The 13,326-nt window shown below is 59.4% G+C and carries 10 protein-coding genes and 1 pseudogene; 6 read left to right on the plus strand and 5 right to left on the minus strand.

The genetic code is table 11. From position 1 onward, the window contains the following. Positions 1–331: transposase (locus BLR34_RS13880; RefSeq protein ID WP_143414173.1), on the plus strand; the 331-nt coding region annotated here is incomplete at its 5' end. 347 nt (positions 332–678) lie between these two features. After that, positions 679–4,526 (plus strand): annotated as a pseudogene (locus tag BLR34_RS17630) (Eco57I restriction-modification methylase domain-containing protein). Here the strand turns inward: BLR34_RS17630 and BLR34_RS13890 are convergent. The 3 genes from BLR34_RS13890 to BLR34_RS13900 form a co-directional block, all read right to left on the minus strand. After that, positions 4,523–4,708 (minus strand): hypothetical protein, encoded by a 186-nt coding sequence (locus BLR34_RS13890; protein WP_218120898.1) that lies wholly within the window; start codon positions 4,706–4,708, stop codon positions 4,523–4,525. The pseudogene BLR34_RS17630 and the gene BLR34_RS13890 overlap by 4 nt on opposite strands. An 89-nt stretch (positions 4,709–4,797) precedes the next feature. Then, positions 4,798–5,289, minus strand: coding sequence for a hypothetical protein (locus BLR34_RS17105; protein ID WP_176765338.1), 492 nt, complete (start codon positions 5,287–5,289; stop codon positions 4,798–4,800). A 371-nt stretch (positions 5,290–5,660) separates the two neighbouring features. Continuing rightward, entirely contained in the window at positions 5,661–6,062 is a 402-nt protein-coding gene (locus tag BLR34_RS13900; protein ID WP_092704082.1) for a hypothetical protein, read from the minus strand. A gap of 680 nt (positions 6,063–6,742) precedes the next feature. On the opposite strand from BLR34_RS13900, the gene BLR34_RS13910 reads away from it, so the two are divergent. Then, positions 6,743–6,952: a YgaP-like transmembrane domain gene (locus BLR34_RS13910; protein WP_092704086.1), complete on the plus strand. Its 210-nt coding sequence runs from the start codon at positions 6,743–6,745 to the stop codon at positions 6,950–6,952. Between the two features lie 423 nt (positions 6,953–7,375). On the opposite strand, the gene BLR34_RS13915 is transcribed toward BLR34_RS13910, so the two are convergent. Both BLR34_RS13915 and azf read right to left on the minus strand, forming a co-directional pair. Further along, positions 7,376–8,365, minus strand: a complete 990-nt coding sequence (locus BLR34_RS13915; protein WP_092704088.1) for a DUF7983 family protein — start codon at positions 8,363–8,365, stop codon at positions 7,376–7,378. A gap of 290 nt (positions 8,366–8,655) precedes the next feature. Continuing rightward, complete coding sequence (gene azf / locus BLR34_RS13920; RefSeq protein ID WP_092704090.1) at positions 8,656–9,426, minus strand: NAD-dependent glucose-6-phosphate dehydrogenase Azf; 771 nt, start codon at positions 9,424–9,426, stop codon at positions 8,656–8,658. Between the two features lie 187 nt (positions 9,427–9,613). On the opposite strand from azf, the gene BLR34_RS13925 reads away from it, so the two are divergent. From BLR34_RS13925 to BLR34_RS13935, 3 genes are read left to right on the plus strand one after another with little or no spacing between them, the layout of a single operon-like run. Beyond that, a complete protein-coding gene (locus BLR34_RS13925) occupies positions 9,614–12,217 on the plus strand; it encodes a PAS domain S-box protein (RefSeq protein WP_092704092.1) in 2,604 nt (867 codons plus the stop codon). Between the two features lie 39 nt (positions 12,218–12,256). Further along, positions 12,257–12,619 carry a dihydroneopterin aldolase family protein gene (locus BLR34_RS13930; RefSeq protein WP_092704094.1) on the plus strand — a complete coding sequence of 121 codons (363 nt, stop codon included), beginning with the start codon at positions 12,257–12,259 and terminating at the stop codon, positions 12,617–12,619. Positions 12,620–12,621: 2 nt separating this feature from the next. Further along, a complete protein-coding gene (locus BLR34_RS13935; RefSeq protein WP_092704095.1) occupies positions 12,622–13,287 on the plus strand; it encodes a lipoate--protein ligase family protein in 666 nt (221 codons plus the stop codon). Positions 13,288–13,326: the final 39 nt, after the last annotated feature.

Raw genomic sequence — 13,326 nt, forward strand, 5'->3', positions numbered from 1 at the left:
GGCGCAGGGAGTCGTGCCGATTGCACCGTACAATCCACGCAATACGGACGACCCGCTGGACATCGATTACAGGGTCGAAGATCGCATCGACGAACACGCTGAAGACATCAGCCTCAAGCAGTCAGTGCTCGACGAGACGTACGAACACCGGACGCAGGTGGAACGAACAAACGAAGCCTGCAAGGATTGCGGCCTCGGGCACGTCCTCGCCCGAGGCCGCGTCCACGCACGAACACAGGTGTTCGTGGCGCTTTGTCTCCGTGTGATCGTCGCAGTCACCAACTACGAACAGGGAGACAATCCCGGGCGAACGAAGCTCAAAACCCTGTGAACGATTCTATGACACGCTCGTGTTGTCCAACGAAACTACGTAGTCACTTGTCCGTGTTGTCCGGGTTGTCCACGAACCCACTTGTCCATGTTGTCCACCGAAGACTTTGGGTGACGAACTCTCCTATACAACTCCTACCAGATATAGTATAATTTCTCTCATCTCTATCTCTTCTGAAACGAATTTCATCGGATAATACCGGTCAGAAGACTTCGAGATACTCTTCTATCACTTCGCGTTCGTCGTCGCCACTCACCATACTGATAGTCGTACTACCTATCATCCGCTTCCAAATCTTTAACCCTGCTTGCTCAGTTGAATTGAAATATCCTTTCGGTGGACGCCATATGCCCCCTGCTACAACCTCTACCTCACAGACAGAGTTCGTCCAAGAAGCGTTCGAGACGACCGTCGAAAATAAAGACGAAGTACAGTTTCTCGAAGCCATAGACGACGCTGTGTCCCGGCTCCGCGAACAGATAGACGACGACACCCTCGAAAACATCCTGCGGGCCGACTCCGGGTCCTATCGACTCCGGGGCGGCATGACCCGCGACGGGCTTCAGCCCGAACCCTTCACCCAACAGGCGGTTATCGAACCACTGCTTTCTGAGTTGGGCCATTCCTTCGATACCGAGGCTGGCGGCCTGTCCGGTGGTCGGACGATGGTCGCGGACTACACTGTCTCCCTGCGCGACTTCGACACGGATTCGACCCGGCTCCTTATCGAAGCCGAACCCATCAACAAGGCCCTCGACAGCCGTGAACACGGTATCGGACAGGTCCGAGACTGGCTGAGCCAGCGTGAGTTCGAGTCGGACTTTGGGTTCGCCACAGACGGCCTTCGGTGGGCGTTCGTCCGGTATGACCCTGACTCGTACAGCCATAACGTAATCGAAGAGGTTGACCTTCAGCCCGTCTTCCTCGCTCTCTTCGAGAATCAGGTCGGCGCACGGGAGCCTGTCGAGGAAGCCGTCTTCGACGCCGACCGCGAGCGTGTCGCCAGCCTTCTTCGCACCTTCGAGTTCGAGAACTTCGTTTCCATCGCCGTCGAGGCCCGTCAAGTAATCAAGCGGACCCAAGAGGAAATCACCGACGAGTTCTACGACGACTACATTCGCTACGTCTTCGGTATTGTAGACGAGGACGAAGAGACACCACGCTCGTTGATTGGCGACGGCGTGGTCAAACCTGACGGCGCGACCGAAGACGACGCCCGGCTGTTTGCCGTCGAGTTGATGAATCGCCTCGTGTTCATCAAGTTCCTCGAAGACAAGGAACTCGTTCACCCCGACCTTCTGCTGACACTCAAAGACGCCTACGAGGACGGGATGTACACCGGGTCGCTCTACGACGAGTTCGTCAAACCCCTGTTCTACGACGTGATGAACGAGAAGCCCGACCAGCGACCGCCGACGGTCCAAGACATTGAGGTGTTCGAGGACATTCCGTATCTGAACGGTGGGCTATTCCGTCCGTCCCTCGGTGACGATGATTTCAATGAAGAGGACTTCGACGTGCGGAACTCGGTGATGAAATCCATTATCGACCTGCTTGAAGGCTATAGCTTCTCGGCAGGCGGCTCACCTACTGACCTCGACCCGAGTGTCCTCGGGAACGTCTTCGAGAAGACAGTCAACTACATCACCAGCGACAACGCGGATACGAACAAGGAACTCGGTGCCTACTATACCCCAAGTGAAATTACACGTTTCTGCCGGAAGAGACGGTTCGCCCGGCACTGCTGGACCGCTTCGGTCGCGTGCTGGTCGAAGAGCGTGACTGGCCTGAGGCGGAAGTCGAGAACTACGATTCGGTGTACTCGCTTATCGAGGACCTGCCGGGTAATTGGGGCCTGATTAGCGCTCTGCTCGCAGAGGTAGACGAGTTCCGAGTCGTGGACCCTGCCTGTGGGAGTGGACACTTCCTCACGTCGGTTCTCGAAGAAATCGTCAACGTCCGCAAGGCGCTGTACGCGCAGAACGAGAACTACCCGCAGGAATACCGGCTGAAGAAGACGACGGTCCTGAACAACATCTACGGTGTGGACCTGATGGGACCTGCCGTCGAAATCGGAAAACTCCGGCTGTGGTTGTCCATCATATCGGAGTTGGACGAGGATGTAGTGGACGACCTCGACGACGACGAACTCGCCCTACCGAATATCGTCTTCAACCTGCGTGAAGGCAACAGCCTAATCGGGTACACTGGTTTCCCCGAGACGACTGACGACGGCGAATATACGCTCGGAAGTTTCACCGAAGACAGCGTTCGGGACCGCTATCAGGGTATCATAGACGAAATCGAGAAGCACGAGCAAGCGGTGGACACTGACGTTGCCGAAGACCACCGGCAGAAAGCGTTCGAGAAACTACGCGAAGCACGCGAGGACCTGATTAGCGATATTCACGCAGACTTCGTTGAGGCCGGTATCGAAGGGCTGAATCAGGAGACAGTCGCGGAAATGCAACCGTTCAACTGGGTGCTTGAGTTCGCTGAAGTCTACGCAGATGGTGGGTTCGACGTGGTTGTGGGGAATCCGCCGTGGGACCGAATCACCCCCCTGCGTGATGATTTCTTCACTCGATTCGATTCCGAGTTCCGCACCCTGCTACCCGAAGCGAAGCAGGAGCGGCAGGAACAACTGATGGAAGACCCTGAAATCAGGGAAGGGTGGCAAGAGTACAAGCGTCAGGTCGAAATTCAAGCAGACTACTTCAATAACTCCGACGAGTACGAACTTCAGCGCCCAACGGTAGCAGGACGAACAGCGGCCACCGAAAACGACCTGTCTGCCCTCTTCCTTGAACGGGTATTTCAGATTGCCCGTGACGATGGTTACGTGGCTCAAGTTCTTCCGGGTGCGATATTCAATGGTTCGTCCACGAAGGACCTGCGGCTACACCTTCTTGATGAAGCCGAGATTAAATCACTCGTCACCTTCGAGAACAAGGGAATCTTTCCTGAAATCGACAACCGCTACAACTTCGGTACCCTCGTTTTCGAGAACCGTGGAAGCACTGATGAACTGCGTGGTATCTTCCAACAGCATGACGTAGGAGTCTTACAGGAACTCGATGAACACGCTCTCTCAATTCCACGTCGTGTACTTCGGGAGTATTCGCCCGAAGCGGGGATTTTCCCGTACCTCGATTCGCAGGAAGAGGCCGATGTACTCAATGATATACTGTCACACCCACCCATCAGCAGGGACCTTGGTGATACGTGGCGCGTAGAACCCTACGCTGAACTTCACCGAGGAAGCGACGTGGACCGCTTCGTTGAATCGGAAGACGAGGGAGAGTACCCGGTTCTCGGCGGAAGCAACATCTACCAATTCATGTACGACCCGTCGTTCTTGGACGACTTGGAAGGGCCGAAGTTTTGGGGCGTACCAGAGGATGAAGACCCCGAGTTGAGCGCGAAAAAGCGGATTCGGGAGAAGAGCCTACCGAAACTCAAACGCGGGATATACGACGCCTTCGATGGGTCTGGTTCGCAAGTCGGGTTCGTCAATGAATTGCTGGAAGAACGACGGGGTGAGCCGCTATCAGAGGACGACGTACTGCTTGATTGCACGGAATATCGTATCTCCTACCGCGACATTGCCCGTGCCAGCGACGAGCGCACGATGATTGCCTCGGTGCTACCGAAGGGGGTAGTGTGCCACGACAAAGCCCCGACCCTTCGCCCGTACCGAATCGAACCTGAAGAGGACGACCTTGAGGAATCGACTCTACATGGTGCCTACGAACGTATCTACTCGGACGAAGAACTGTTCGTCGCCGTCGGGTTGCTCAATAGCCTCCCGTTCGACTTCCTCATGCGGACGAAAATCGACTCGACTGTCGTCTTCTACAAACTCGAAGAGTCGCAGGCACCCCGCTTGACGACTGGTGACGAGTGGTTCGACTACATCTGGAAGCGTGCCGCTCGGTTGAACTGCTACGGCGACGAGTTCGAGGAAATGCGCGACCGGCTCGGTGGTATCGAACCGGCGACCGACATGGACGAACGTCGGGAAGTTCAGGCTGAACTCGACGCCGCCGCGTTCCATGCCTACGGCCTCAACCGCGACCAGACTGCGTTCGTCCTTGAGGACTTCCATCGGGTTCAGAGTCCCCGTATCATGGACGAGGACTATTTCGAGTCGGTCTTGGACAAGTACGACGCGTTGGCTGAATCGTCGTCCTAATCAGAGCCGACTTCGGCACACTGTCTTGGCACCTGCGAGCCGACCACGCCAGTACACGGCCTCACAATCACCTCGTCGGCACCATCAGTAGGTAGCCCGATAGTACGACTTCCGCAGTCGCACATCACGCGTCGGATGACCCACCCATCGGCGTCGTAGTAGGTCGCGTAGACTACCGCCATGTCGCCCGTCCTGATACCCCTATTACACCGGTCGCATATGTGGCCCACCTGTACGCCGTTCAGCGCCGCCGCAGGTGACGGTCGGGTCATTAGCCCCCACCCGTCGCGTTAGGGTTCGGCGTCTCGAACCCATCCCGGTAGCAGGGCCAGCAGGCGAGGTCTTCGAAGAGCGGGCTACAGTCGCAATCTTCGGGACGGTCGTCGTCGCGGTCGTCACCACCGAACTCTTCGAGGGTCACACCACCGTCAGTGGCGGCGACCTTCGGCGTTTCTTCGATGTGTTCACCGAGTTGGGCGTCTACCTCGTCGGCGTCAACCCACGCGGGGATAGCCCACTGACCGGTGGCGAATCGAACTCTGCGCTCATGCTTACAGAGTTCGCCGTCTTCGAGGTTGTACTGCTTGTCCGGACACGTACAGCGCCCTTCACGGGCGTCCACACGGTACTCTGACCCGCTCTGCGTCGTCACAGAGTACACGTCGCCCCCGAGTGGAAGCGTAGTCATGTACTCGGTGAGCGCTCGCACGTCGCGCTGTTCGAGGTCGTTACTCTCATGCCTCTCGGCAGACGTAGTTTGCATTGGTCTTCGCTCCTGAAGACCCACTGCCTGCCTGTCTTCAGCAGGCGGGCTTTTCCGGAAATCACCCCGAAGAGACAGTGAGCCTACTCTATACTACGTTCCATAATCTTATTATTGTTACGCATTTATAAGAGTATATTGATTACCATAGAGGATTAGAACGGACTCATACAGCCGCACAGCGCCGCAGAGCGCACGTCAGAATTGACGGCCCAACACACTCGCTTCGGTGGCGACCGCGCTCACGCCGCCAGCAGGCGGGTATATGGCTCTGCTGACGGTAGGTCGAACCCCGAAACAGAGGGTAGACGGCCCAACACTATCGTTCATTGCGGAATAGGGAATGAGAATACGAGAGAAAATCGGCGTCGTCAGCGAATGCGAGCGTACAGGATTGCGCTCCCGAACTGAACGCCGACCGTTATCAAGAACGCCGCGATACTCGCGGTCGTATTTCCGACCTGTGACAGTCCGAGTTCGTAGACGCCCAAGAAGACGACAACCGTGACTACCCCGAACAAGAGCGTCCACATGACCGCGTACATCGGCCTGTACTCGACCGGCCAGTAGTCGTCATAGGCAAAGGCCATGTCCATGAGACTCAATGAGAGCAGGAACTCGGCACCAAAATCGGCTGATACAGGAAGTGGACTACTGTCGAGCGACACCAGCATGAACGCCACCAACGCCAGTCCAATCGCTGTTACCGTCACCCACTGGTTGTCTGTCAGGTCAGCACGCAATTGATTGCGAAGGGACGGGGACTCGGGCATGAAGACGTGTAAGAAGCGTTGTGTAAAAAAGCGCGTGGGACAGTTTCAGGGTTCACAACTTGCCCCCGGAATTACATTTTATCGGGATGTTAGACACACGTATGCCCGGCGCAGGTCGTTCAGAGTCAGCGGTAATCAGAACCATCGGTTACAGCGTCGCAGTGGTCGCTGTCGGCGGTTATCTTCTCTTTGGGTGGTCGTTCGACGGTGACAGTGCCATCGTCCCGACAGCCATCGGTGTTATCGTCGCGGCTTCGGCAATCGGGTGGACACTGTATCGCCGCGTATTTTCAGACGGGGGGTTGTTACAGTGACCGGATTATCCAGAGACGAGACTGCGAGTATCGTAATTATCGGCGTCACTGTCGCAGTGTTCGCTTGGTATCGGGCGGGGATGACTGGAATCCAACGATGGACTAACGCTACTATCGCATTTCTCGTGAGTATTGCCTTTGCAACGGCTGTCACCGCCATTCTAAAACGGTGGAATCCTGTCTGGTATCGCTCGTAGGCATATTGAACACCGAGGGTATGGCTGACCCCGGAAATCAGGTAGAGCGGTCGAAAATTCCGCTCATGGCCGGATGAATAGGCGACCGGCGTTACTCGCCGGTATCCGGTTCTCATGCTACCGTTCGCGGGAGAGAAGATACAAACCCGACGCGTCCTACAATCCGGATATGGCCGAAAAGAATGTCGGTGGCCGCGACCGACTCGCTCGCGCACTACTCGCCGTCCTGTTGACCGTCGTCGCCATTAGCACGCTCCGGAAGGGAAAGAGCAAGACTGGATTGCTGGCCCTCGTTGGGGCACTCGGATTCGGGTTCAATGCGACGACGTGTTTCTGTGGGCTGAATCAGGCGCTCGGTATCGACACCACCGACGGGTAGGCCCTACGCTGTGGGCCATTACTGATTCCGACAGACAGGAAAGTGAATAACCGAGCCTGCGATAGAACACCTGACGAGTTCTGGTTCAACAATAGCCGAAATCACCCGGTGAATAAGCGGGTCAAGTGAATACCGTCTTCATAACCGTTTTCTGATTAGGTCATGATTTCAATGTCATGGAATCGAAAGATTATGTGATTTTATTCGTACTGGACGTGATTGCAACTGTTGTTGGAATCTTTGTTTACATTGGTATTGGCGGCTCATTCTAATGAGTGTCTTACCTGTCAAATATTTAGTAATGACCGGCACGGGATTGGAACCGTTTTCATAATACGCGCTATTAACCAACAGGCGGCCCAATGAGCGTTCGTATGTTGGTTAATGCCGATACCTCGAAGACAGCCTGAACGAAGACCGCAATCAACCACCTGAAGCCGACTCGTGGAACGACCGACCGGTTCGGAACTCGGTCAGTTCGTCAATCCGCTCTTCAAGTTCCTCGATTTCCTCACGTAGTTCGTCGGCTTCTTCGCCTTCGGTCGCCGCGAGTTGGTCTTTGAGTCCCTGTAGGCGCGTCTCTTTCTGGTCTTCGTCTACGTCCGCCTTTCTGACGTACTCGCTCTCTTCGACTTCGTACACGTCGGTTTCGGAAATCTCGGTCACATCAAGCGCTTCGTCTACCTTGCTGGAATCGACGGTCGTCAACCGTTCCCGTTCAATCCCGGCGGCCTCAAACGCGTTCAACACCAACTCGTCGTCTTTGAGCGACCGGTTCCGACGACTCGTCCGCTGGACAGACCCGAACTGGCCGGACACCGGCTGGTCGTGGTGAAGCCTGTCGAGAAGGACAGCCCGAATGTCTTTCCGTAAGTCGTTAGCGTTGCGCTGTACGTCCGACAGCAGGGTGTAGAGGTTGACCAGCCCCGGCGTCTCTACATCTTCGAGCGTGGTCACGTCGTGGCGTTCGAGGGCGTCGATAAGCAACAGAGCGTCACTGTAGACGGCTACATCGGGTTCCTCGCGCTCTTCGTCGGCGTCGTCGGTGTCCCCTTGCGCCTCAACCAACGGCGAGCCTGTTGACTGGTCGCTCTCTGTCAGCGTTCCTTCCCGGTCGTCCACCTCGAAGCGCGGGTGTAGGGACAAGACAGTTGCATACGGCTCGGCGTCCGGTGGGAGTCGGTCTAACTCGAACTCGCCACGCGAGTCTTGGATACGACGGTGAAGCGTCTCGAACTGGTCGCGCTGAAGGGGTATCGTCTCGTCGTCGTCGCGGTACTCGATAAGCACCCGATGTTCCTGAACGTCGGTCACGCGAAACGCCTTACGCGAGAGGGGGGTGACGAGGGTCGCGTCCGAAGGGAGTTCTTCGATGTTGTCGAGAAGGTTGTTCCATGTCGTGCCGAAGGCCATGCAAGCGGGTACGGAGAGACGAGGTAAATGCTTCAGGTGCCGTCCACAAAACAGCCGACACTCTCGTCTAATCCGGCGCAATTCCCTTTTCGTATATTCTGGTAGCGCCTACAAACAGACGTATATAGCGCTATACCTCCTGAATCATTCCTAAATAGGGGAAGACTGAAAGGTCTACAGACAATACACTAAAATGAACCAGCAGACAGTGGACACCCGGTTACACGCCGTGTAGGACAACAATAGAGGGGGTCGAGAAACGGGCGAAATACCCGAAAACTCTCACGGCCTCAAAGGTCGTTAGAAATCCTCTCCGCGCCGTCCCACTCCGCGGAGTTATCGCGTGGCTCGTAGCCGAGTACGTCCTTGGCGCGTTCGAGCGAGTAGTACTTCCGGTCGTTGTCGGAGATGCCGTAGACGATTTCGTAGTCGTAGTCCGCCCGAAGCGCACAGTCGTGGATGTGGGCACAGTCACGCGGCGAGAGCCACATCGCCTGGCCGCGCTCGTAGTCGATGGGCGGGTGGTCTTCGTTCAGGTTACCGATGCGGATGTTACAGACGTCGATACCGTGCTCGTCGTGGTAGTACCGGCCCATAGTCTCGCCCGTGGCTTTGCTGATGCCGTACTTGTTGCCGGGACGGGGGAGTTCGGTGCCGTCGAGGCGGAACTCGTCGTCGGCGCGGTACATCTCGGGGGTGCGCTCGTCGGTCTCGAACGCACCGACAGCGTGGTTCGAGGACGCGAAGACGACGCGCTCGACACCGCACTCGACGGCGAGTTCGTAGACCGTGTGGGTGCCGTCGATGTTGTTCGTGAGGACGCTCCGCCAGGGGGCGTCACGCCGGGGGTCGCCCGCAAGGTGGATGACCGTACCCGCATCCGCCATCGCGGGGCGTACGTCCTCGGTCTCTTGTACGTCGCCGGTGAAATACGGCGCCTCTGGCTCCTCGGTCGGCTGGGTGTGATACATGAGCCGCCAGTCGTAGTCGTCGGCGAGGCGCTCGTAGACGGTCCGCCCGACGTGTCCGCCCGCTCCCGTGAGTAAGACCGGGTCGTCCATTCAGTTCGAACAAGCACGACAGTCGATAAGTAGCATACGGTTCGTCTCGCTGTGGCTCGGCCCGCTGGAACGACCCCGGTGGCTGGCAGTTTCGGTTTCTGGGAATCAGACGACTATTTACGTCGGTACAGCAGATAACCCTGCTCCACAGGGGGTGCCAGGCCGGAAGCTATCGGCCAACTATCACATGTTACGACTGAGTTACGTGTTCGTGTTCGCGGCCACCGGCATCGTCTGCCTGCTGGGGTTGTTCGGCGTCCGGTCGCTCGACCATCCCGACACGCGCCGGAGTCTGGCGTGGTTGCTCGTGTTGAGTGGTGCGTGGTCGCTGTTGACGGCGCTCCAGTTGGCGCTCCAGCCGGGCCCGCGAGCGCGGGCGACACACACCGCCGCCCTCGTCGTCGGCATCGCGACGGTGTTCGCGTGGCTCGCGTTCGCGTCGGCGTATGCGGGCCGTCGGTACCACCGTCACCGGGCCATCCAACTCAGCGGCGCGGCCATCTTCCTCACAATCATCGGCGCGAAGCTGACGAACCCGATACACGGCGCGTATTTCGGCATGTCCGTCACGAGCGAGCCGTTCAGACACCTGACGCCAGTCTACTACACGCCACACTGGATTGTAACCGGCTTTGCCTACACTGCGGCAGGCGTCGGCTTTCTCTGGCTATTCGAGTCGTTCACTCGCAAAAGCGGGGACGATAACAGCCACCCGCACCTCTTGTACGCGCTCGTCATCGCCACCGGGCTCCCGGTCGTCCCCTTCGCGCTGGCGATGTTCGTCGACCCGCTCGTGTTTATCAACTACGAACCGCTGGGTGTCGCGGTCTTCGCACTCGGTGTCTTGTTCTACGCCCGGGCGGAGTTCACCCGGCACAGCTCGCCCGACCACTCCGCACTCGCAGACAACCTCTCCGACGGCGGGCTCGTCCTTGACGAGGCCGGCATCGTCATCGACTACAACGAGCAGGCAGCGGACGTGCTGGGGACGGGAGCGATTCCGCGCGCGCCGCTCGCGGACATCGACGCGGAACTCGCCGCACTGGACCCCGGCGAAACCAGGCGCGTGACCAGAGCGGTCAGCGGCCACGCGAGGACCTACGAGGCAAGCCGGGAACCGGCCCCGGACGCGCTCATCGCCGAGGAGATACTCACGCTCAAAGACGTGACCCGGGCCACGCGCCTCGAAGAGCTGACCGGTATCTACCAGGAAATCAGCGAGGCACTGGTCAACGTCACCGACCCCTGGGAGTTCGTCCAGAAGGTACCCGAACGCTTCGAGTCCGTCGACGCCTACGCACTCGTCCGGCTGTCGACCGCCGGCGATATCGAACAGACAAGGAGTGGACTCGGCATCACGGACCGGACGATGCCAGCGGCCGACAGCGAGACGGCAGTCGGCGCGGCGACCGACTACGCGGAGTGGGCAGCGAGCGACGCGGGCGAGTCAGAGCCAGTGCGGGCAGCCACGGTCCAAGAGCAGAGCTACGAGACCCGGACAGCGACGACTGACGCCGCGTGGAGTCGCCGGGCACAGCGCCACGACATCACGGCCTGTCTCGCGGTTCCGGTGAGCTTCGAGGACCGCCAGCGGTTCGTGCTGGGCGTGTACACGGCGGACCCGACCGGGTTCGACGACGCAGAGCGCCAGCTAATCGAGGAAATCTGCCGGCGCATCCCCGAGACAATCGAGAGTATCGACGCCCACCGAGAGGCACTCCAGTACAAGAAGGCAATCGACCACGCGGGGGCTGCGATGTTCATCACCGACGCCGAGGGGACGATACAGTACGTCAACCCGGCGTTCGAGGGGCTCACCGGCTACACCGCCGAGGAGGCTGTCGGCGAGAACCCGCGGATACTCAACTCCGGCGAGATGGGCGAGGGCCACTACGAGCAGCTATGGCAGACGATTCTCTCGGGCAACGTCTTCGAAGAGCGGGTGGTCAACGAGACCAAACACGGCAACCGATATATCACACAGCAGACGATTGCGCCGGTCACCGACGAGGACGGCGAGCCCGTCGCGTTCGTCGCTATCCAACTCGATGTGACAGATAAGCTCCTGCGCGAACAGCGCCTGTCGGTCCTCCATCGAGTGTTGCGACACAACCTGCGGACCGCGATAAACGTCATCGACGGCCACGTCAACCTGCTCGCCGACCGGGTCGCCGATCGAACCGGGGAGGTGCCCGCCGAGATACAGGCGTCGCTCGACACTATCAGCGAACGCACCGCCGAACTGGCCGACCACTCCGAAACGGCCCGGGACATCGAGCAGTCGCTCTCTGCCGAGGCACTTGGAACGGTGTACGTTCCCGGGAAGGAACTCGCCGCAGTGGCCGAGGAGACGGCACGCGAACTCGGCGGTGAGTGTACCGTCGCGCTCGAATCCGGGGTGGCAAACAGGCAGGTCTACTCGGAGCTGAAACGGGTGCTCGCGGAGCTGGTCGAGAACGCCTTCCTCCACAGCGAGGCCCCGCCGTCTGCGGTCGACGTTCGCGTCCGGCTCGCAGCCGACGAGGAGCGGCTGACGATGACCGTCGAAGACGACGGGCCGGGTATCTCCGACCAGGAACTCATCTTCCTGGAGGAGGGACAGGAAGACCAGCTCCACCACGGCAGCGGGCTGGGGCTGTGGATGATAAACTGGCTCACCGTCTCGCTCGGCGGGTCGGTGACTGCCTCGACAGGCGAGGACGGGACGACAATTAGCGTCACCGTCCCGCTCCAGGGACGGGCCAGACAGGAGGCTGCTGTTGACCCGCCGGTCGCCGGGACCGACGGGTAGATACGCGCTCGTCACGAACGTCCGACGAGCTACTCCAGCATGACCGACACGACACCGACCGACGCGGAGGCGGCCTGTTTCGAGGCGGGCATCAAGTTCGGCTCGCTGTACCACCAGTTCGCGGGGACGCCGGTCAGTCCCGAGAGCGCCCCCTCAATCGCACGAGCGATGGAGGAGGCAATCGAGAACCAGCCACACTGTGTCGACGTGACAGTCACGCCCGACACCGACAGACTCGCGGCCGCCATCGCCGAGGGGTCGGCGAGTTACACCGAACTCACCGGCGAGTTCATGCAGGTAGCGTTGACAATCGAGTACGAGGGCGTTCGCGTCGTCGCCGAGATGGAACTGGTCGACGGCTACCCGCTGATGCAGCCCGTATCAGTGACAGAGCGAGAGTGACCATGTACGTGCTGCGTGGCCGGAGGGAGTCCCTCGCTGCGGACCTGGCGGCGACCGACGACCTCGTCGAGCGGACCCGGGACACCGGCGAGCCCGGCGTCCGGGTCTGGCGACCGCCGAAAAACGTCGCCTTCGGCCGACGGGACGGCAACCGGGACGGCTACGAGCGAGCGCGCGAGGCGGCAACAGCCCACGGCTACCCAATCGCCGAGCGCAGCGTCGGCGGTCACGCCGTCGCCTTCACCGGCAGCACCGTCGCGTTCGCTGTCGCCGAACCAGTCGAGGATTCACGGACTGGCATCACCGACCGGTACGACCGCGTGACCGGACGAGTGAACGCCGCGCTCGAGGAGCTCGGCGTCGACGCCCACGAGGGCGAGCCAGAAGGAGCCTTCTGTCCGGGAACACACTCGCTGTCTGGGACAGGAAAGATAGCCGGGCTGGCCCAGCGGGTCCACAGCGACGTGGCCGTCACCTCCGGCATTCTGCTGGTTGAAGACCACGAGGCCGTCGCCGACGTGCTCGCGCCCATCTACGACGCGCTCGCAGTCGATTTCGAGCGCGAGGCAGTCGGGAGCATCGCCAGAGCCGGCGGCGACACCGACCGCGTCGTCGAGTCGCTTATCGACCGCCTGACCGCGGGTAGCGTGACCGTCGACAGCGTGTAGTGGCGTCGTCGGCGTCGTTCGGGAGACTTACCACCCCTC

The sequence above is a fragment of the Halovenus aranensis genome (genome assembly GCF_900100385.1).
GTDB classification, from domain to species: domain Archaea; phylum Halobacteriota; class Halobacteria; order Halobacteriales; family Haloarculaceae; genus Halovenus; species Halovenus aranensis.